Raw genomic sequence first — 21241 nt, 5'->3', positions numbered from 1 at the left:
CCAATTTTAGCCGATGACTTTGATCGGGCCTTCCACCGCAGCATCAAAAAATTGGCGCACCAGGGGATTATCGGTTTGATCAATTTCTGGTACTGTGCCGGTCCATTGAATTTTACCGTCATATAAGAAAATGACCCGGTCAGCGGTGCGACGGATAGTACTGTCCTGGTGGCTGACCATCACATAGGTGCCGCAAACCCCCTGCATATGTTGGAGGTGACGCACCAAATCTTCGATCACCGTTGAGGCGATCGGGTCAAGGCCAGCGGTGGGTTCATCGTACAAAATAATTTCGGGATTGTCCTTGGGATTGTCGGGATTGGCCATGATCGCCCGGGCAAAGCTCACCCGTTTGCGCATCCCCCCCGACAACTGCGCCGGATAGCGATCGCCTACCCCAGAAAGGCCCACCATATCCAAACGTTCTTCCACCAGTTCGCGAATTTTTTTGTGGGAAAGTCGGGAATGCTGATAGAGCAAAAAGCCAACATTTTCCGCCACTGTCAAAGAATCAAACAGGGCCGCCTGCTGGAAAACCATGCTGATGCCAATGGGGTCATTGCCATCTTCAATAAGGCCCCGGCGTTGGACGCTATTGACATAGATTTCCCCCTCATCGGCGGCCAGGAGCCCTGCAATAATTCGTAGGATTGTCGATTTCCCGGTACCAGAAGGGCCAATGATCACCAGGGCTTCCCCCCGATAGATGCTGAGGTCAATGTTATCGAGGATCACATTCGACCCAAAGGCTTTAGAGATTCCTCGGAGTTCGATCAAAGGTTCGGCTTGGGCGGCAACCATAGGCGACAGGAGATAGAGACAACTGGTTTAACGATAGCGCCAAATCAGTAATTACACCGGCAAACGGCGATATTTTAGGTAATAGCCCAGAAATAATAAACCGATAATCCCTGCAGTGCCGAGGCCAACCCAACTGGGAACCCAAAAAGCCACCTCTAAATGATTTAACTGCCCCGGTTGTAAAGTCCAAATCAGGCGATCACCCTCGTTGCGCGTGACGGGGGATGGGGCTGCATCACGATTGACCACCCTCGCCCCTAGGGGCGTTTTCAAACCGATGTCCAAATCCAAGAGGGAACCCGGGCTGAGCATCAGGCTGCCCCGTTGGGAAAGCACCCCCAGCGCACGTAAATCCACATCTAGGGTGGCCCGGTTCCGTTCAAACAAGAGCCAATTTTTTTGCTCAAGGGCGATCGCCGATTTGAGTTGTACTAAATCGAGATCCGTAGCCTGGAGATTTTGCCCCTCTGGATTAAAAAAATCATTGAACTTGCTGACGAGATCCGCCCCATTGTTAAACGGAATCCGCACATCGAGTTCCTGTGAAGAAACGCGTTGGGTTGCCCCATGGAGATCCTTCGCTCGCTTTTCGAGACTACGAAGCCAGTGTTTGGCTTCCTGTTGGTTGAAGTTGGTAAATTCATCCCCCAACCGTAGATGCTGATGAATTTCCCCATGGTGCTGGTGGTCGAAGGCGATCTCCACATCATAGTCCACACAACCAACCAGGCAGAGGGCACAAACACAACAGAGACTCAGCAAGCGGATCAAAGATTTCACAGGCATCATGGCTTCGCAGTCAGGGGGCAGTAAGGAGATTTTAAACCGACCGGGACGCAACGCCCAACTTGCCAAACAGGATTGCGGGGAGATAGGCGCTACCGCCCACCCATTCACAGGTGTCACTAAAATCTATCAAATCAGCAAAGGCTTCAAAGATACTCCCTGCCACCATCGTATTTTTCAGGCGGCCGACAATCTCGCCATTTTCCACTTTATAACCCAGGTCGAGGTTCACAGAAAATTCCCCGGCCAATTGGTTGGATTGACCTGCGCCTAAGACCTGATCGACGATCACTCCTTCTTTCATATTCTTAATGAGTTCTGCTAAAGGGGTGTGGCCGGGATTCATGCAGAAATTCACCATGTCGGGACTGGGGCGAGAAAGGCCACCCCGAAAACCATTGCCTTGGGCCTCGGCATTACCCCGGGCCGCCCACTGACGATCCCAGTAAAATTGTTGGACGATCCCGTTTTGGATAAAGGTTTTTTTTTGGGTGGGTGTACCTTCATCGTCAAAGGGACAGGCCGAAACCCCAATGGTCGGGTCTTCGTAAATGGTCAGGCGATCGCCAAACAGCTGTTCCCCGATTTTCCCGGCGAGGGGCGAGGCTTTTTGCACGACCACTTGGCCAGAGAGGATCGTATCAAACAGGCCACCAATGGCACTCAGAGCCGCCCTGGGGGTAAAAAGCACGGGATATTGACCGCTAGAAATTTGGGCCGCTTTTTCGGCGTTGGTATATTTTTCGATGACGGTGGCGAGAATTTGGTCGTAATCGGGCTCCCCATCTTTGGCCACGTCGTAACCATAAGCATTCAGAAAATCTTCCCCCTGGACGAGGTTACCCCCGAGGCTAGCGCTGACTATTTTGCTGTTGCGCTCGCCGTAGACGCCACCGGTGGTCGCCAGTTTGGTTTGCCCAGAGCGGATATGAAAGCCTGCACTGACGAGAATTTCATCGTTATAGGCCCGTACTTTTTCGATTAGGGTTTCGCCAATTTCGACTAATTTCGCGGTTTCTGGCAGTACATATTCACTTTCAGGCACAACCCCTTGGAAATCCTTGGCAAATTCAAAATCTACGGGATCACCGATTTCCGCCGTGGCGATCGCCGCATCTACCACATCCTCCAGGCGCGTTAAATCTGTGGCACTGGCAAAGCCTAGCTTGCCCTCTACTACCACCCGTAGGGCAACCCCTTGGCTCGCCTTTGTTTCTAAGGATTTGAGGCGATTATTCTCAAAATCGATGGGAGTATCGCGGCTGTTGCGGTAGTACACCTCCGCTTCGATACCTTTTTGCTTGGCGAGATCTAGGATTTGCTCAACTACCATAAATTTCTGAGAATTTTGAGAATAAAGACCGTCCCCATTGTAGAAGATTCTCCCGGGCAACCGGTGGGCGATCGCCTCGGTCTTGGGCAAGACCGACAACAAAAAAGGAGGGGCAGTCTCGCACCCTCCCAAAAAGATCAATTTAGTCCTTGAGTTTTGTAATTTAGTTTTTGGCAATATTCCCTTTAGCGGAACATACTGCTCACCGAGCTTTCCTCATGGATGCGCCAAATAGTCTCACCCAAAAGATTGGCCACAGTCAAAACCGTGAGCTCTTTAAACTGGCGATCATGGGGTACAGGGATGGTATTGGTGACAATCACTTCTTCAAAGAGGCCGCTGGAAAGTCTTTCCACCGCTGGCCCAGAAAAAACTGGGTGGGTTGCACAGGCATAAACTGCCTTCGCCCCTTCTTTCTTCAGGAGTCTTGCCCCTTCCTGGAGGGTTCCCGCCGTATCGATCATATCGTCCACGAGAATTGCTGTTTTCCCATGTACTTCCCCGATTACATTCATCACCTCTGCCACATTATGGGCCTGGCGACGCTTGTCAATGATGGCAAGGGGGGCATCGTCGAGCTTTTTCGCAAACGCTCTAGCCCGGGCAACACCTCCCACATCTGGGGAAACGACCACAATATCTTCTAGGTTTTTGCTCAGGAGATAATCGATAATGACCGGGGAGCCGTACACATGGTCGCAGGGAATGTCAAAGTAGCCCTGGATTTGCGCCGAATGGAGATCCATTGCCAAAACACGGTTTGCCCCGGCTTTGGTCACTAGGTTTGCTGCCAGTTTTGCCGTAATCGATTCACGGCCTGCAGTTTTACGGTCGGCACGGGCGTAGCCATAGTAGGGGATCACGGCGGTAATTTGCCGGGCCGAGGCGCGACGGCAGGCATCGACCATAATCAACAACTCCATCAGGTGATCGTTGACTGGGCGACAGGAGGGTTGGATCAAGTAGACATCGCAACCACGAATTGATTCCTGAACCTGGATGTACATTTCGCCATCGGCAAATTGTTTCCGGATCATGGGGCCCAAATCCATTCCAAGATACCGGGCAACTTCGTTGGCAAGGGGAAGATTTGCGGATCCAGAAAAAATCCGGAGGCGGTTGCTATCGGTGGGGGTTTGGAGAACAGATTGCAAGGCGAGGGTGGCGGAGTGGCTCACGGCAGAATAAACCTCTCTTTCGGTTTGATAAAGGACATCCAAGGGATCAGTGCAGGGGCCATAATCCTCCTTTTGGTCGTTTCGATGATGGGAGTTGTCAGAGTACAATTACTTAAAATGTCCCAGGAAGTAAGCTGGATAGGGGTTGTGGGAACAGGGGGCCATCATCGCCGCCGCAGAGGATATAGGGTTAATAGAAGATAAAAAAATTATTAAAGAAGATGCTGATCTTCAGGGTCTATTGTACTCAATAAACCTCTAAATTCAATTTGAAATTTTTCTATGCTGCAAAATTGCTTGTTAATCGCGGGAACGGATACAGAAGTCGGAAAAACAGTGGTTAGCTCAGCACTGATTGCCTATTGGCGTTATTTTCTCCCGTTTTCTCGCCTGGGAGTCATTAAACTTCTGCAAACGGGCGTCGGCGATCGCCAATGGTACGAAAAATTCTGTGACGAGAGAACAGTTTTAAAGGTGCCCTTAGAGTATGAGACCCCGGTGGCGCCTCCGATTGCCGCTGCCCTAGAAGGGAAAGCCATTGATTTGGGAGTTGTTTGGCGGGCTTTGCTGGAGTTGAGTGATGCTCAAGATTTCGTGATTGCCGAATCCCTCGGTAGTTTGGGATCGCCAATCACCGATGAGTTAACGGTGGCGGACTTGGTGGGGCAATGGAAACTGCCGACGGTATTGGTCGTCCCCGTAAAATTGGGTTCCATTGGTCAGGCGATCGCCCAGGTGAGTTTGGCCCGGGAGCGTAAGGTAAATTTGCAGGGGATTATTTTAAGCTGCGGTACTCCTGATGCCTTTGATGCAATTGCTGATTTGACACCACCGACAATGCTGCAACAATTTACCCAAGTGCCGGTGGTGGGAATCATGCCCCATGTGGAGAATCTATTGGATGGGTCAGCCCTAGCGAAAATCGCCGCCAATTGGCATCTAGAGAAGCTTATTCCACCCCAGTATTTGCAACCCCAGGCGCTTTCGTTACCGTAATTCGCCCTTGGTCAATGCGCCAACAGCGGTCGGCGATCGCCTCCAATTCGTGGGGATCATGGGTGACGATGAGTAGTGTCCAATGTTGCTTCAGCTTGGCGAGCAATTTTGCCAGTTGCGATCGCATCGACCAATCTAGGCCCGCTGTCGGTTCATCCAACATCAACAGGTTCGGCTGACGGATTAATTGCACCGCCAAGGACAACCGCCGCTGCTGGCCACCACTGAGGGCGTGGGGAGAAGCCTTGAGATCGATATTTTCCAGACCCACCTCCGCCAGGGCATCACGAATTTGTTCGAGGCGCAGCTCCGGGTGGCCAAAACGCACTTCATCAATGACCGTCGAAGCGCAAAAGTGACGTTCCGGAAATTGGAACACAAGGCCTGCTAATTCTTGCAGATGAAGATTGCTCAAAACCTGGTCTCGCCAACGGATTTCTCCTTGAGTCTGTTGGGCAAGACCTGCCAGAATCTCTAATAAAGTCGTTTTTCCTGAACCGCTCGGTCCGACGATCATCCCCATTTCTTGGGGAGCAAGCTGGAGATTTACTCGCTGCAAAATTGGTTCCGGGGTGGCCGTGGGATGGTAGTCCAAATTATGGATGTAGAGCATGCTGCCAATCTAGGAAAATCACTGCCCTAAACGTACCACAGGCCACCACTGCCGTTTAGTATTCCTTGGCAGAGCTTATGGCTCATCAACCTTAGTAACAAAGGAGGATTTTTACTTTTCTTCATAAAGAAGAAAGCTCATGCTAATTTCCAAATAAACTTTCATTGAAGTCAATTGTTTAGGTCAGGAAATCCTGTTAAATTAGAAATTGAAGTTAGGTGGAACTTAACTTCCCTGGCAGATAAAACAGCCACTGTCTGAGTCAAGTAAAGTTAGTTAAGGAGAGTAAACCAGCTGTTTCTTTGCATATCTGTCTCGTTGAACAAAACGAAACCACTCAAGCACGAAATCCGCACTTCCAACCACCTGTAGAGCAGGGAGCAACTTAGCTGAATGGATCTGTCACGTCAGGCAGAAGAAAAGGTACTCAGCCAAGGTCTCCGGATAGTCTAAATGATGAGGATGGAAAGTTTTAGGAAATTAGGTTCTGGGTGGTTTTGTTTTGTACACCCTTAATCTGCGCTTTGATTTTTTATAAAACCAAGCTAATGATTGTTCAATTACTGTTAGCTTAAAATAGATTTTTTCAGGTATTTTCTAACGTAATCGCTAACTTTTCAGCTAAGGCCGCCACCCAATTTTCATCCTGTTTGGTGTAGCTACGGGGAATATTTGTCCCTAAAACAAGGAGACCTTTGCTGCCAACGGGCTGACAAATAATGCCCTGGGTATTTTCTGGTAAGTAATCGAATTCTACACGGCCTGGGTATACCTTTAAGGTCACCAAATAGACTGCCTTTTGGGTTTCGAGCACTCGTTTGGCGATCGCCCCGAGATTAAATGCTTTTTTCTCCCCAAAGACCCCCCGCCGTAGGATGATTTGGTCGTTGTAATACAGCACCAAAGATTTAGTGACGGTGTTGGTGAGCAATAGATGGGAAGCCCAGGCTAATTCTGTGCGAATCGTCTCTGGCAAGTCGGCTGTTAGTTCAAATTGTTCTGTGCCCTCAAGTATCACCGCCTCGGGGGTTCGCGGTTGAATTTGTTCCCATAGTAAAGTTACTAAAATCAAAACAGCACTGAGAATTACCCCTACTACGTCAGACCGCGCCTGGGATTCACTCAAGATGGGGGTCAAAAGGCGATTGGCCATTAACATTGTCCCCCCAATTACACCAACGGTAAGGGGGAGATAGCGGAGTGAATTTTGCTTTGAGTCTGCCATGGTAAATCTAAAAGAGCGCCCTTTCAGCTTCCTGAATTTCTGAAGGAAAGTCAATGTAAGCTATTCGGCTAGCCCAAAGTCCATCAATGTAGGACTTATTTTAAGAAAGGCTGGGGAGCTCTGGCGCCTTCTGGAGGGTTGCTTGGATGATGCTGAGGGGCGCCGTCATAAAATATTGCTGCTGAAACTGCTCTTCAAGAATCGCCTGGACGAACTGTTCAAAGGCAGCGGGAGAATTCGTGGCTTTGCTGACTTCAAAATGCACTAATCCGGCTTCAATTGTCGCCCTAAAGCCGACAGTTTCAAGGGCGATTAATCCTAGTTTTAGGGGACGATCGCCGCACGCTAATTTTTCCTGGAGGCGAGAAAATGCCACCTTTTGATGATGTTCTGTGTGATATTTGGCAAGGCCAATTAAATGTTTAAACAATGCTTCTGGGCGGCGGAAGTCACCCAGGGAGTAGCAGAGAGCTAAGGGTTTTTGGAGGGCGATCGCCCGCTGATAGGGCTGATAAAGATCCTGCCAGGTGACCGGACAAGCAGTCTGAGAGAGATAATCTAAATTGTCGGCGGGGGGATCAGATTGTTGCCGGAGGTCAATTAAATGTTCTGACTGTTGCGCAAGTGCAATTTCAGTGGTTGAGGCGATCGCCACAGGATTAACCACGTAGCATTGCTCTGAGCCCAGCCGCTGTTCTAATTCGAGCACGACATCTAGCCCTGGGCCCTGCAGAAGATCATCGGGTCGGCCCCAAAAAAGCCCTGGAATTTCCCCCGTGTCGTCCCACAAAATAAATTCCGTTTTCCAAGCATTAAGTGGGCGATTCAATTTATCAAAAAGCTTACGGCAATTACGCACCTCTAAACCACAATTTTTAACCAAAAGCCGGGGTTTAGGATTGCCCATACCAAAGGGTTCGAGGCAATCTAGGGATTGAAAAAGGGCTTCCCCAAGCACCTCAACAGTCACCACAAGATCAACGGAAATATTGCCCTGCCGTTGGGTGAGCCTGGAGCCCAATTTTTGTCGCGCCTGTTGATTGATCGCCATTTTAAAAAGCTCTAAGTTTTCGGGCCGTAAACTCAAGCCCGCCGCAAAGGGATGCCCCCCGAAGCGATGGAGCAAGTGGCTTTGGTCCTGGACCAGTTCATACAAATCAATCCCCTGGACTGACCGGGCCGAACCTTTCCAGAGGTCTTGGTCGCGGTCATAGGTTAAAAGAATGGCTGGACGGCCAAACATCTGGGCAATGTGACTGGCAACTAAACCCAAAACACCCCCCTGCCACTGGGGATGGGCCAAAACCAAAACGCCAGTGGTGGACAAGTCTAGTTTGTCAGCTTCGGTTTGGGCTTGGTGCTGCACTTTGCGTTGTAATTCTTTGCGGCGGGCATTGGCGAGTTCTGTTTGTTGGGCGAGATAGCCACACCGGCCAGTATGACGACTGGTGAGCAGTTCTACGCAAAAGCTCGCATCCCCATAAATGCGACTCACAGCATTGATGCGGGGGCCAATGCCAAAGGAAATATCCGTAGGGCGATCGCCTGTTTTGCGACAAGCATCAAGGAGCGCTTTAATCCCCGGGTGAACCACGGTGGCCAAGTCGCTCTGTTTATGGAGTTCTTGGATACCCCGCTGGGCTAGGTAGCGACAATCGCCTTTCAGGGCCACCAAATCGGCAATAAGACCAATAGCGACCAGGTCAAGTAAGTGATGTAGAGGCTGTTGGGGAATCTCTGGCAGCGTTTCATAGAGCGCTTCCACAAGCTTATAGGCGACTGCAACACCAGAAAGATGATAGAGCGGGTGAGTTTCCGCAAAATAACGGGGGTTAATAATCGCCACCACATCGGGCCTTGTTTCGGGCAGGGTATGGTGGTCGGTGACAATGAATTCGATGCCGAGAGTCTTGGCATAGGCAATTTCCGCAACATCAGAGCTACCGGTGTCGCAGGTCACGATTAGGGTTGCGCCCCAATCTTTCAGGCGATCGATGCCAGCCTGGTTTAACCCATGGGATTCCGTTAAGCGATTGGGAATGTGGTAGCAGAGCTGCTGTTCGCGCTCAAAAAATTGTCCTAGACCTTCCCAGAGAACACTGGTTGCCGTCACCCCATCGGCATCAAAATCTCCCCAAATAGCGACCCTTTCTCCCTGGTTCCGAGCTTGCATGAGCCGTTGGATCGCCCATTTCATTTCTTGGCCAAAGGCAAAGGGGGAGGTAGGTTCATAGGCAGCTGGATCGAGGAAACCGGGCAATTGTGCTTCGTCGCGAAACCCTCTTTGCCAGAGCAGTTGGGCCAGATGGCGATCGCCTTTACCATGGGTCAGACTTTTCACCAGTCGGCTAAAAGATTCTGGGACTTTAGATGTTGCTACAATTTGCCAATTCACTTCAACCATGGCGCGTATTAAGGATTGAGAGGTTTTGTTTATCTAACGCAGTTGGGCGATCGCCTCGTGGGCCTGCCCAGAAAACTGGTCAGCGCGGCGGAACATTTCCTGACCTGTGTGGAGATAATCCTCGCTGTAGTTGAGGGTAAACCATTCAAACTGCTCCAAACCGTCTCCTAAATGATTGAGACAGTAGTACAGATCCCGGGCCGAGCGAGCGACGGTAGCAGGATTAGGCACTGAGCGGAACAAATTTTGGGCGTAATCTAGGGCAATTTGGCATTCCTCTAAATAGCCTTGAAAGGCCGCCATCAATTCATCATCAAAAGGATCTGCGGCCAGTTCATCAATTTGGGCTTCAAGGGGATTGATAATGTTTGTAATAGCCTGGTGTAGGGGCTGATAAATTTTCTGGAGCCAGACTTCTAGATCTGTTTCGATGGTGCTTTGAGGTTTAACCGTTGTTCCCTGGGCTGATCGGATCCCCCGATAATTTGCCACATCGCGGCTGCGGTCATATTGTTGCCGCTGTTGGACATCTCCCAATACTTCATAGGCGTGGTTGAGGGCCACGATGCGATCGCCATTTTCTACCTGACCTTTATCGCAGGTATCTGGGTGAAATTCCTTCGCTAAACGGCGGTAGGCCTGTTTGATTTCTTGTTGGGTCGCCCTAGATGAAATACCGAGGGTTTGGTAATGATCAATGGTGGCCATGGCCGAAAGACTGCCGCATAACAAAGGGGCATCATTAGCCATGCTAACGGAATTGACCTTACTTTTCTGGGCAGAGCTCCCGGTATAGTGAGAAAAATAGAAAAAAATTTGGCAATGAATTTAAATGTCCTCGTACAGCTGGCGATCGCCTTGGCCCTGGGGGTAATCATTGGTCTCGAACGGGGCTGGCGTAACCGGGCCGACGACGAAGGCTTTGGGGACAGTGGCCTCCGAAATTTTGCTATCAGCGGTCTTCTGGGAGGCATTTCTGCACTCTTGGCGCAAAATTGGGGTTTTGGTGTTTTAGTCGGAATCTTCCTGGGCCTTGCGGGACTGGCTGCTACGGCTTATGTTCTCACGGCGCAAAAATCTGGAGATTACGGCACGACCACCGAATTAGCCCTCCTGACCACCTTCTGCCTCGGTGCGTTGGCCCTGAGTGGATTTACCCAGGAGGCGATCGCCGTGGCGGTGGTGGTGGCCTGGATCCTCGGTGCAAAACCAGAACTCACCAAAACCCTCAATTGGCTCCAACGGCAAGAATTACTTGCGACCCTACAACTGCTGCTGATCGCAGTGGTGGTATTACCTTTGTTGCCGAACCAAGCCATAGGCCCCTGGAATGCTCTCAATCCCCAGGCGATCGGTTGGTTGGTATTACTGATTGCCGGGATTTCTTACATTGGCTACTTCGCGATCCGTCTCCTCGGGAGTAAAGTGGGCCTCCTTTTGACTGGCTTTTTTGGCGGAATTGCTTCCTCTACGGCCCTTACGGTATCTTTTTCCCGCATGGCCAAACAGCAGCCCAGTGAAACCCTGTCCTTCGCCGCTGGCATCGTGCTGGCGAACGGCATTATGGCCCCCCGTCTGCTGTTGGTGATCGCCGTTGTGAGTCAAACCCTAGCGTACAAACTCGCCGCTCCCCTCCTTATTTTGGGCGCCATTCCGATCATTGCCGCCGTGGCGATCGCCCGCTGGAAAATTGATCCCCAGACAAAAAACCTGACCACCATCACCGTGAGTAACCCCGTCGAAATTGGCTCTGCTCTCCAATACACGGCTCTCCTTGTGATCCTGTCATTGCTCGTGCGCTGGGCCAAAGAAGAATTTGGCGAACAGGGCATTTATCTCCTTTCAGCCCTTTCCGGCCTCGCCGATGTGGATGCCGTGAGTCTATCCCTCGCCAATGCTGTCCAGGATGATTTTTCGATCACCGTGGCCATGTATGGCGTTTGGCTGGCTATTACCGTTAATACCTTGGTCAAAGTTGGTTTTACCCGGGCGATCGGCAATCTCAAGCTGGCTTACTGGTGCGGGAGCGTAATGTTGAGTGGTTTAGTGGCCGGTTTTTTGGTATTGTTAGCAGTCTGAGCAAAAAGCTTGCGCTTTCATCAAGATTTACAAGCATTTGAATACCCCCTTTGGAGGTGGTGTGAGGGACCCAAGTAAATAATTGGCGGAAACTGCCGATTTATCGCGAAAAACTAAATGACGATCAGCACTTTAAGCAGGCATGCTTTGGTGAAAATTCCAGGGCTAATTTTGGCAAACACCGTCAAGGTTCAGACCCATAAGCCTTGCATCCCCCGCCCAAAAGATCCTATGATCGTACGTCTGGCAAGCTGCCAAAAGTTTTTCGATTGAATGATTTTGTGTCATTCACCTCAGCCATTTCAACTTCACCTATATTCATCATCACCAAAGGAGGATCCCCTATGACCCAAGTGGTTGTTGGACAAAACGAAAATATTGAATCCGCATTACGTCGGTTTAAGCGCCAAGTTTCTAAAGCTGGTATTTTTGCTGATATCAAGCGTCGTCGTCACTTTGAAACCCCCATCGAGAAGCGCAAGCGTAAGGCTGTTGCCCGTCGGAAGAAGCGTTTCCGTTAAAGCATTTTTGGCTTGGTTATGGAATCTTGATGCTCAAAACCAGCACAAATAAATAGACAAAATCGGGAGAATCAATATGGTTCTCCTGATTTTTTTATGGGTTAAGGTAGGTCAAATGAATTGTATGACGGGGATAAGGGTGACGTGATTCGAGTTTATACGCAGTTAGCACGGGGACAGGCTTGGCTAGAAAAATACCAAGGAAAGTCAGTGGTATTCGCCTGTGGCCTGGGCTTTACGGATACAGCTTTAATTCCTGATATTTCTGCAGCGGGGGCTACCCCGAAAGCGCGAAAATATACGGCGATCGCCGACGGGGAATGTGTTTGCCATGGCTTTCAGGAAGATGCTCTGTACCCATTGCCACCGTTGATTGTCGGTGCTTCTCCGGCAATTCTCTCCCGGGCAATTTTGCAGAAATACCAGATTCCTTACTATTTATTCGACACGGGATTGTTGATTCCACCCGAGCCAAAAGCGGTGAATTGTATTGACCTAGGGGGCAAAAAAGCGAATTGTGTTTCTACTGGTAAGGCCCTCGAATTTTCCAGGGTGCAGCATCTTTTTCAACAGGGTTTGGCCTGGGGTAAAAAATTAGCGACGCAATACACAAATCATCTATTTGTCCTGGGAGAATGTGTCGTGGCAGGGACAACGACGGCCTTGGGAATTTTAACTGGATTGGGTTATGACGCGCACCAAAAAGTAAATAGTAGCCATATCGAATGTAACCATGATTTAAAGTGGCAAATCGTCCAACAAGGTTTGAGAAAAGCGAATTTGCCCGATAATCCTGATCCTTTTGCCGTGGTGTCGGCAGTGGGAGACCCGATGCAAATTTTTATCGCTGGGATGGCGATCGCCTTAAGTCATACCCAGGGAGTTTTGCTTGGGGGGGGAACTCAAATGTTAGCGGTTTATGCTTTGATTCAAAGGATTTGTGGGTTTCATCAGCTTGATTTCAATCCTGCAAATATTGCAGTAGGAACGACGCGTTGGGTCGCCGAAGATCCGACGGGTGATACGCTGGGTTTGGCTAATTCAATTGGGGAAGTGCCCCTATTGGCCACGCAACTGAGTTTTCGAGATTCTCAATATTCGCAATTACAGTCCTATGAACAGGGCTATGTTAAAGAGGGAGTCGGGGCCGGGGGGTTGGCGATCGCTGCCCATGTAGCCTACGGTGCGACCCAGGTGGAATTATTAACGATGATCGAACACACCATTGCTCCCTATCTTGCGGCTGTTAGAGAGATGGGGAATTGATTTCACCAATTGCGATGATAAATTTTACGCATTGTCTCCAAATGGCGATCGCCTGCCGAAGTTTGCGATACTGAAAATCTGAAGCAAACTTTGATCCCCGGAAGTCTATGGCCGCTGCAACCCTCCCCAGAGATATCCAACCCTATCTCATTAGTCCCGATCTGCTGCTGCTGCGATCGCGCACCTGGGACCGCCTCAAATTCGAAATTGAATACGGCCTACAAAAGGGAACCACGGCAAATAGCTATCTGATCATTGGGGAAAAAACAGCTCTCCTAGATCCCCCAGGAGAATCCTTCTGCGAACTCTTCTTAACAGAAATTCAGACGCGTACGGACCTGAAACAACTGGATTACATTATCCTCGGGCACACTAACCCAAACCGTTGTTTTACCCTCAAGGAGCTGCTGAAACTTGCCCCCCAAGTCACTTTTGTCTGTTCAAATCCGGCGGCGATCGCCCTCAAGGATCTCCTTAAGGATGAAACCCCCAACATCGAAATCGTCAAAAGTGGCGATCGCCTCGACTTGGGGAAAGGTCACGTGCTGGAATTTATCCCGACGCCGACCCCCCGTTTCCCCGGGCACCTCTGCACCTATGATCCCAAGGAAGGGGTTCTTTTCACGGATAAATTTTTTGGAGCCCATGTGTGCGGCAACCAAGTTTTTGACGAAGGCTGGCAGTTTTATGACGAAGACCGCCGCTACTATTTCGACTGTGTGATGGCCAGTTCCATCCGCCAAACCCTCGCGGGCCTCAGCAAAATTGAAGAAATTCCGGCAAAAATCTATGCCCCTGGCCACGGCCCCTTGATTCGCTACAGCCGTCAGGAACTCTTTAATAATTACCGCGCTTGGGTGGAAAAGCAGAAAAATGACCTCTCCGTGGCCCTGATCTACGCCTCCGCCTATGGCAACACCGCAACGGTGGCCCAGGCGATCGCCCACGGCATTTCCAAAGCTGGGGTGATGGTAGAAACCTTTAATGCCGAACATGCCGAACCCACAGAAATCAAAGAGGCGATCGGCCGCTGTAGTGGCTTTATTATGGGGTCTCCCACTCTTGGGGGCCATGCCCCAACCCAGATCCAGACGGCCCTTGGGATTGTCCTCAACAATGCCGATAAAAATAAATTGGCTGGGGTGTTTGGTTCCTTTGGCTGGAGCGGCGAGGCGATCGATCTGCTGGAAGGAAAATTCCGCGATGCCGGCTACCAGATGGGCTTCGAGCCGATCCGCGTTAAATTTAAACCCACCGAAGTAACCCTCAAAACCTGCGAAGAAACGGGCACAGACTTTGCCCAGGCGATCAAAAAAGCCGCCAAACGGCGCCAGCCCAAACAAAATGTTGCTTCTACTTCCCAGTCAGACAACCTCGAACAGGCCCTGGGTCGTCTGGTGGGCTCCCTCTGTATCGTCACGACCCAACAGGATAATCTCGCTGGGGCGATGCTGGCATCTTGGGTTTCCCAGGCCACCTTTACCCCCCCTGGGTTTACGGTTGCGGTGGCAAAAGAACGGGCGATCGAATCATTGCTCCATAAAGGGACAAATTTTGTGATCAATGTCCTCCAGGAAGGGAATCACCTGGGGCTGATGAAGCATTTTCTCAAGCCCTTTGCCCCTGGAGAAGACCGCTTTGTGGGGGTGGCCACCGAAACCGCAGACAATGGCTGCCAAATTTTGACCGATGCCTTGGCCTATCTCGAATGCACCGTCGCGAATCGGCTGGAATGCGGCGACCACTGGGTGATCTATGCCACTACCGATAAGGGCAAAGTGTTACAAAACAACGGCATGACGGCGATCCATCACCGGAAATCGGGGACTCACTATTAACCCAGAGGCGATCGCCCTTTAAGATAAAGGTTCGAAAAATCGTCTTGACTGCCGGAGGAACTCGCCATTTATACGCCCCCCCTCGCCCGCCTGATCGAACAATTCCAGCGTCTGCCGGGTATCGGCCCCAAAAGTGCCCAGCGCCTTGCGTTACACATTCTCAAACGACCCGAAAAAGAAGTGGAAGCTTTTGCCCAAGCCCTCTTGAACGCCAAAAAGCAGGTGGGGGTTTGTCAAAAATGCTTTCACCTGTCGGCCACTTCTATCTGTGATATCTGCCGTAATCCCCAACGGGAGCAGGACGTGATTTGTGTGGTGGCAGATTCTAAGGACGTGATCGCCCTAGAGAAAACTCGGGAATATCATGGTAGGTACCATGTTCTGGGGGGCGTGATTTCGCCGATGGATGGCATTGGCCCAGAACAGTTAACCATTCAAGCCCTAGTGCAGCGGGTGAGTGCCGAAAAAACCAAGGAAGTAATTTTGGCGATTAATCCCAGCGTCGAAGGAGAAACCACAACCCTCTACCTGGCGCAATTGCTACGACCGTTTACAAAAGTGACCCGCATTGCCTTTGGTCTGCCCATGGGTGGCGATTTGGAATATGCCGATGAAGTCACCCTAGCGCGGGCTCTGGAAGGGCGGCGGGAATTGGATTGATGCCCAGAATTATGATCGGCGTGATGGGACCGGGGGCTGGGGCCACTTCAGAAGATTTGGGCGCCGCCTACGATCTTGGTCAGGCGATCGCCCAGCAGGGCTGGGTTCTGCTGACGGGGGGCCGAAATAGCGGCGTGATGGCCGCGGCCACGGCAGGTGCCCAGAGAGCAGGGGGGCTAACGGTGGGAATTTTGCCGGGGCCAGATAATAAGGAAATTGCTCCAGGGGTCGATATTTCGATTTGTACGGATCTAGGCCAAGGTCGAAACAATGTAAATATCCTCAGTGCGACTGTTGTCATCGCAGTGGGTATGGGGTTGGGGACAGCCTCAGAGATTGCTCTCGCCCTCAAGCAGCACAAGCCCGTGATTTTTTGGCAGCCTACCCCAGTAACTGCCGCTTTTTTCGGAGTAATTGCCCCTGGTCAGTGGCATAGCGTCCAGACAGTTACGGAGGCGATCGCTCAAATTCAGGCAGAGATTATTTCTAGATAAATTACTGAGTTTTTACCGTCAGCACCTGGGGCGGCGTCGCATCGGGGGGATAGCGCAGTTGGACATTAATCAAGCGGCGATCGCCTGGGGGCATTTCTAGGGTAACGAGGGAATCTCCCATCTGACCCCGTCGCTGGACCAGGTGAAAATAGTCAGTGCGCAGACGGCCTTGATCATCACGGTAGTTGACCCGCACCGGCCCCCGGAAAAAGGTCGCCGTCGGCAAAGGATCAAAAAATCTGAGGGCTTCGTTGGTGGCTTCCTGCTTAATGGGGGTTTCGAGGGCAATGGTGACGGTCTGGTTCTGCTCCGTCGGATTATGGAGGGGCAACGTTAAATCATAAAACACCCCATAGTTTCCATGGGCGGCATAGGCGGTGTCTGGGTAGCGTCGCAGCATTTCTGCTGTTTGGATTTGCCCCGTACCATGGCTACCGCCAACGAGGGTACTAATACCATAGGAAAACGTTTCCCCTGACGCGGGAATGGTCAGATCCCAGGTGGGAGTATCGTAAATCTGGGTACGCCAGGTGCCACCTTCAGAAACCCCGGCTACCCGACCATAGATCAGGGCCCCGGGCTCTCCAGGCACACTAGGAACGCGATCGCGTGGGGTAGACAAGTCACCTGTTTCCACGAGGGCTTGCCATTCTTCGAAGGTGGGGGGACGCAGGTTGCCTTCGGCATCATCCTTTTCAAATAGCGCCAAACTCGCGATGTGGAGTGGCCCAGTGCTCGTGAGTTCCAGATATGTGGAGCGGCCGTTGAGGGGCGGTGTCAACTCTTTCACCGGAATCGGCAGATCAAAAATCATTTCATAGCTCTGGGGGGCGATCGTCAGTTGCTTGGGGAAAATATCCTGGAGACGACGACGCAGTAAGTCATCCATCACCCGGCTACCAGGCCCCGCATAGACTGTTCCCCTCGGATTCGGGACTTGGGCCTCAAGGGTGACAAAAGGGGCATCCGGTTGGCTCAAGTAGCTCGCGCCGTGGTGGAAATACAAAGTAACTGGCTCATCCCCCGGATTGTAGGCGATCGCCCCGATGTGCAAATCCCGCAGATCTTCCGGGGAGCCTTCAGCCACATGGTGGGCAAACAGATCAAAGCGGCCCGAAAAAGCGAAATCCAGATGGGCCTCAGGATTAGTTTTCCCCGCAGGTGGAAAAGTCGACAGCAGAATACCTTCTCCTAGCACCTTTTCTGGGCTGTTGCTATTAAAGACTGGGGTTGAGTCTAGTTGTCCTGGTAATACCCGCACTTCCTGGGGACGGACGATTTCAACAGGTTCCGGCGCTTGGGCCTGGGCCACAAAGAAAGGAAGGAAAAACATAGCGACATTCCACACACGATGCAGCCCATTGTATTGAGTTTTTTGGGTTTTTGGGATTCCCTACACCAAATTGCGGTCCGTCAAGATCTCATAGCCCGTTTCCGTGACCAGCACCGTATGTTCAAACTGAGCTGACAGAGACTTATCGGGGGTGATCACCGTCCATTTATCATCGAGGGTGATTGTTTCCTTGGTTTTTGCATTGACAATCGGCTCGATCGCCAAGACCATGCCCGCTTCCAAGACCACATTGGGCAGATCGCGGGTGCGGAAGTTAAACACCGATGGTTCTTCATGAAGTTCGGCGCCCACCCCATGGCCCGTAAAATCTTCCACCACATGGTAGCCATAGCTCTGCACGTGATCTTCGACGGCCCCAGCAATATCAAGGAGACTATTACCTGCTTTTACCTGGTCAATGCCTTTGTAGAGGGCTTCCTCGGCCGCTTGCATCAGACGTAGGGCCGCAGGTTTGATTTTTTTACCGACCCCCACCGTAATGCAAGAATCGCCGTGGTAACCCTTGAAAAAAGCACCCGTGTCGACTTTGACGATGTCCCCTTGGTGAATGCGCTTGTCTGCCCGGGGAATGCCATGGACCACTTCATCATTGATCGAAATACAAATAGAGCCGGTAAAGCCGTAATAGCCCTTAAAACTCGGTGTTGCCCCCATCTCTCTGATTCGCTGTTCGGCGTAGGTGTCTACTTCGAGGGTGGTCATGCCGGGCTTGAGCAGCTCACTAATTTCTTTGAGGACCGTAGCCACAATCCGCGACGATTGGCGCATGATCTCAATTTCAGCGGCGGTTTTGATCTTAATTTTGCTTTTTTTTCGACGGTTGGGTAGGCCGATCTGTTCTTTGGGCGCTGGGGGGGTAAGGAGGTTAAAAATTCGTCTCAATGGAACACCTTTAGGAAATCAACGGCAGATTGGGTGATCGCCTCGGCTTGGGAATCAAGATCAGCGACAATGCGGCGGGCTTGGTAAAAATCTTGGCGATCGCCTTTGAGATAATCGTCTAATTTATGCCCCGTAAAGGAGCCATCTCGCATCCCCAGAATCAAGATTATAGCAGCGAGTTTCGGTTCGGCCGCGAAGCCTGGATGATCTAAGAGATTCACCCCCAGGCGATCGCCCCAACGGGTGTAATTTAACCGCCCAACAATTTTTACAAAGCCCCGGCCTTGGTAACGCAGGCCGTCCCCTGGTTGAATATTGCCCAGATCATGACGCCCTTCCCGGTGGCTACTGGGATGCAGCTCAAAGAGAGCTTTGCCAAATGCCCCTTCATAGTAGGCGGTGGCGAGTATATAGGCCACCTGGGCCGGCTCATCAATGCCACAGTGCTGACAGGTTTCCAGAAGGATAGGAACGGTTTGGCGGGCAGCATCCTGGAGGGAGTCTTGGGCGAGATATTGCACTAGGCGATCGCCATGGGCCACTAGGGGCCGTAGGGGGGGATAGACTTCCACCCAATGGTCTAGTAGCGTCATCCAAGTCTGACTCCCGACAATCCCATCTACGGTGAGCCCCCGCAAAGTCTGGAAGCGTTTGACCATCTGTTCCGTCAATAATCCGAATTGACCATCCACGGTGAGGGGAGAGGGGGGATCAATTTTTTGGAGATGGGTTTGAAGCTGGCGGACGGGTCCTTGGAGCTGGGGTGTTGTTATACCGTCTCCCCGTCTCAACCTCGGATAGCGGTGCTGCTGGGGCTGAAATGCCCCGTCCTGGGGGTCCTGGAGGGTTATATATCGATGGGTGATCGCCTCCTGGTAATGGACAAAATTTTCTAAAGCTTCCCAGGTGGATGGCCCGACAATACCGTCGGCAACGAGCTTTTGGCGCACCTGAAAAAACTTCACGCCATTTTCTGTTTGACGCCCGAATTTTCCGTCTAGCTTGGCATTTTCTGGCAAAAATAAACCCCGTTGGAGCAATTTTTGTAAGTAATATACCGCTTGCTGTTGGGGCGAAATTTCAAACCCAGCCCCCCGACGCAGGAGGACTTTCTCTTGATGGCGCTGAACCACTGAAGGAAAAGACTCTTTGGGGGAAATAGCTGCCGGGGCGATCGCCTTGGATGCTGGATGTTGCGGTGGGTGCTCGGCTGTTCCCACTGGGGTCAAAAAAAGCTGCCGATAGCGCTCAATGCTTTGCCAAGTGTGATGGTCTACGATACCGGTTTTTGCCAGCTTGTTCGCCTGCTGGAAAGACCGTAAGGCCGCCTCTGTCGGACGATTGAAAATACCGTTAATCGCTGCTGAACGGGGCAAAAATCCCGCTGTTTTTAAGAAGGCTTGGAGATAAGACACCGCCTCTTGTTCTGGGCCTTCGGGCTGGGGGAGACGGGCCCGCTTCAGACGAGGGCGCTCACAGACCGGAACTTCAGACTCACAGCGGTTAGACATACTATGATGGGGGGGGCGATCGCCTTCCATTGTAGGAAATAAAAAATTAAACCACCGCCGCGATGTTCAAAATTCTTCACTTTGCAGATATCCACATGGGAAGCGGTTTCTCCCATGGTCAAGTGAATCCAGAAACAGGCTTGAATTCGCGCCTCGAAGATTTTGAGCGGACCCTTGGTCTTTGTATTGACCGGGCGATCGCCGAACCTGTTGATCTGGTGATTTTCGCCGGGGATGCCTTTCCCGATGCCACCCCAGCCCCCTATATCCATGAGGCTTTTGCGGGGCAATTTCGCCGCCTTGTGGCTCACAATATTCCGGCTGTCCTTGTCGTCGGCAATCACGATCAATATTCCCAGGGGAGTGGAGGCGCCAGTTTAAATATCTATCGCACCCTTGCTGTGCCAGGTTTTATCGTGGGCGATCGCCTAGAGACCCACACCTTAGAACTGGCGAAAGGGCCGCTACAAATTATCACCCTGCCCTGGCTAAACCAAGCCACCCTGCTAACGAAACAGGAAACCGAAGGCAAACCCCTCAACGAAATCCACCAAATTCTCCTCAGTAAACTTGAACCCATCCTCGAAGCCGAAATTCGGCGTCTTGATCCCAACATTCCTGCCATCCTCGTCGGCCACCTGATGGCAGACCGGGCCAACTTGGGGGCAGAAAGGTTGCTGGCTGTGGGCAAAGGTTTTAATATTCCCGTTGCTTTTCTCAACCGCCCCGAACTAGACTATGTGGCCCTTGGCCATGTGCACCGCCACCAAAATCTTAACCCCAACAACAATCCGCCGATTATTTATCCCGGCAGCATCGAACGGGTGGATTTCAGCGAAGAAAAAGAAGATAAAGGCTATGTATTAATCAAACTCAGTAAAGGTCAAACCGACTGGAAATTTTTCCCTTTGCCTGTCCGCGAGTTTCTCACCATCAAAATTGATGTCAGTGAATCAGAGCAACCAGAGGCGGATATTCTCGCAGAAATTCAGCAATTCCCTGTGGTAGATCGGGTCGTGCGCTTAATTTATAGAATCCGCCCGGAGCAAAGTGATCAGATTAACCTACGTGTTCTAAGAAAAAGTTTAAATTCTGCCCACCAAGTTTTCCTCCAGGCAGAACTAGTCAGCCAATTGTCCCGCCCTCGCCTACCAGAGTTGGGCCTCGGTGAATCCCTTGACCCGATGAATGCCCTTGATACCTACCTCGCCAACCGGGAAGATCTCCAGGCGATCGCCCCGGCCATGCGTGAAGCCGCAGAACAGTTTCTTGCCTTAACCGAGACATCACAGTGAATGGG

At 51.3% G+C, this 21241-nt stretch carries 19 protein-coding genes; 8 read left to right on the top strand and 11 right to left on the bottom strand.

Annotated features, from left to right (window positions below; all coding sequences use genetic code 11):
* Positions 1 to 6: 6 nt before the first annotated feature.
* The 4 genes from ACZ45B_RS01220 to ACZ45B_RS01205 all read right to left on the bottom strand — a co-directional run bounded on the left by ACZ45B_RS01220 (position 7) and on the right by ACZ45B_RS01205 (position 4098).
* Complete coding sequence (locus tag ACZ45B_RS01220; protein WP_024545321.1) at positions 7 to 801, bottom strand: ABC transporter ATP-binding protein; 795 nt, start codon at positions 799 to 801, stop codon at positions 7 to 9.
* A gap of 51 nt (positions 802 to 852) precedes the next feature.
* Entirely contained in the window at positions 853 to 1590 is a 738-nt protein-coding gene (locus tag ACZ45B_RS01215) for a DUF3153 domain-containing protein (protein WP_024545322.1), read from the bottom strand.
* Between the two features lie 31 nt (positions 1591 to 1621).
* The gene (locus ACZ45B_RS01210; protein ID WP_464674891.1) at positions 1622 to 3010 is read right to left on the bottom strand and encodes a TldD/PmbA family protein; all 1389 of its coding nucleotides are present in this window, start codon (positions 3008 to 3010) and stop codon (positions 1622 to 1624) included.
* A gap of 95 nt (positions 3011 to 3105) precedes the next feature.
* On the bottom strand, positions 3106 to 4098 hold the full coding sequence (locus ACZ45B_RS01205) for a ribose-phosphate pyrophosphokinase (protein WP_024545323.1): 993 nt from the start codon (positions 4096 to 4098) through the stop codon (positions 3106 to 3108).
* Positions 4099 to 4380: 282 nt separating this feature from the next.
* Between ACZ45B_RS01205 and bioD the strand changes: the two genes are divergently transcribed.
* Positions 4381 to 5094: a dethiobiotin synthase gene (gene bioD, locus ACZ45B_RS01200; protein WP_029681722.1), complete on the top strand. Its 714-nt coding sequence runs from the start codon at positions 4381 to 4383 to the stop codon at positions 5092 to 5094.
* On the opposite strand, the gene ACZ45B_RS01195 is transcribed toward bioD, so the two are convergent.
* The 4 genes from ACZ45B_RS01195 to ACZ45B_RS01180 all read right to left on the bottom strand — a co-directional run bounded on the left by ACZ45B_RS01195 (position 5048) and on the right by ACZ45B_RS01180 (position 10086).
* On the bottom strand, positions 5048 to 5707 hold the full coding sequence (locus ACZ45B_RS01195; protein WP_024545325.1) for an ABC transporter ATP-binding protein: 660 nt from the start codon (positions 5705 to 5707) through the stop codon (positions 5048 to 5050). The genes bioD and ACZ45B_RS01195 overlap by 47 nt on opposite strands.
* Before the next feature lie 586 nt (positions 5708 to 6293).
* The gene (locus ACZ45B_RS01190; RefSeq protein WP_024545326.1) at positions 6294 to 6932 is read right to left on the bottom strand and encodes a cofactor assembly of complex C subunit B; all 639 of its coding nucleotides are present in this window, start codon (positions 6930 to 6932) and stop codon (positions 6294 to 6296) included.
* Positions 6933 to 7032: 100 nt separating this feature from the next.
* Positions 7033 to 9336: a single-stranded-DNA-specific exonuclease RecJ gene (gene recJ, locus ACZ45B_RS01185; RefSeq protein ID WP_024545327.1), complete on the bottom strand. Its 2304-nt coding sequence runs from the start codon at positions 9334 to 9336 to the stop codon at positions 7033 to 7035.
* A 33-nt stretch (positions 9337 to 9369) separates the two neighbouring features.
* Positions 9370 to 10086, bottom strand: coding sequence for a J domain-containing protein (locus ACZ45B_RS01180; RefSeq protein WP_236612421.1), 717 nt, complete (start codon positions 10084 to 10086; stop codon positions 9370 to 9372).
* A 72-nt stretch (positions 10087 to 10158) separates the two neighbouring features.
* Between ACZ45B_RS01180 and ACZ45B_RS01175 the strand changes: the two genes are divergently transcribed.
* From ACZ45B_RS01175 to ACZ45B_RS01150, 6 genes are all read left to right on the top strand, one after another.
* A complete protein-coding gene (locus ACZ45B_RS01175; RefSeq protein ID WP_024545329.1) occupies positions 10159 to 11415 on the top strand; it encodes an MgtC/SapB family protein in 1257 nt (418 codons plus the stop codon).
* Between the two features lie 344 nt (positions 11416 to 11759).
* Complete coding sequence (gene rpsU / locus ACZ45B_RS01170) at positions 11760 to 11936, top strand: 30S ribosomal protein S21 (RefSeq protein WP_012307353.1); 177 nt, start codon at positions 11760 to 11762, stop codon at positions 11934 to 11936.
* A gap of 144 nt (positions 11937 to 12080) precedes the next feature.
* Entirely contained in the window at positions 12081 to 13202 is a 1122-nt protein-coding gene (cobT, locus tag ACZ45B_RS01165) for a nicotinate mononucleotide-dependent phosphoribosyltransferase CobT (protein WP_024545330.1), read from the top strand.
* 107 nt (positions 13203 to 13309) lie between these two features.
* Positions 13310 to 15040 carry a diflavin flavoprotein gene (locus tag ACZ45B_RS01160; protein WP_024545331.1) on the top strand — a complete coding sequence of 577 codons (1731 nt, stop codon included), beginning with the start codon at positions 13310 to 13312 and terminating at the stop codon, positions 15038 to 15040.
* 66 nt (positions 15041 to 15106) lie between these two features.
* The gene (gene recR, locus ACZ45B_RS01155) at positions 15107 to 15700 is read left to right on the top strand and encodes a recombination mediator RecR (protein ID WP_051352905.1); all 594 of its coding nucleotides are present in this window, start codon (positions 15107 to 15109) and stop codon (positions 15698 to 15700) included.
* On the top strand, positions 15700 to 16194 hold the full coding sequence (locus tag ACZ45B_RS01150; RefSeq protein ID WP_024545333.1) for an SLOG cluster 4 domain-containing protein: 495 nt from the start codon (positions 15700 to 15702) through the stop codon (positions 16192 to 16194). The genes recR and ACZ45B_RS01150 overlap by 1 nt, the downstream gene beginning before the upstream one ends.
* A 1-nt stretch (position 16195) precedes the next feature.
* On the opposite strand, the gene ACZ45B_RS01145 is transcribed toward ACZ45B_RS01150, so the two are convergent.
* The 3 genes from ACZ45B_RS01145 to ACZ45B_RS01135 are packed head-to-tail and all read right to left on the bottom strand — an operon-like array spanning position 16196 to position 19941.
* Positions 16196 to 17527, bottom strand: coding sequence for a DUF3370 domain-containing protein (locus tag ACZ45B_RS01145; protein WP_024545334.1), 1332 nt, complete (start codon positions 17525 to 17527; stop codon positions 16196 to 16198).
* A 60-nt stretch (positions 17528 to 17587) separates the two neighbouring features.
* Positions 17588 to 18430, bottom strand: coding sequence for a type I methionyl aminopeptidase (gene map, locus ACZ45B_RS01140; RefSeq protein WP_024545335.1), 843 nt, complete (start codon positions 18428 to 18430; stop codon positions 17588 to 17590).
* Entirely contained in the window at positions 18427 to 19941 is a 1515-nt protein-coding gene (locus tag ACZ45B_RS01135; protein ID WP_158505978.1) for a peptidoglycan-binding protein, read from the bottom strand. The genes map and ACZ45B_RS01135 overlap by 4 nt, the downstream gene beginning before the upstream one ends.
* A 62-nt stretch (positions 19942 to 20003) precedes the next feature.
* Between ACZ45B_RS01135 and sbcD the strand changes: the two genes are divergently transcribed.
* Positions 20004 to 21236 (top strand): exonuclease subunit SbcD, encoded by a 1233-nt coding sequence (sbcD, locus tag ACZ45B_RS01130; RefSeq protein WP_024545337.1) that lies wholly within the window; start codon positions 20004 to 20006, stop codon positions 21234 to 21236.
* Positions 21237 to 21241: the final 5 nt, after the last annotated feature.

The sequence above is a fragment of the Picosynechococcus sp. NKBG15041c genome, assembly GCF_055380235.1.
This window is presented reverse-complemented; position numbering and strand designations above follow the sequence as displayed.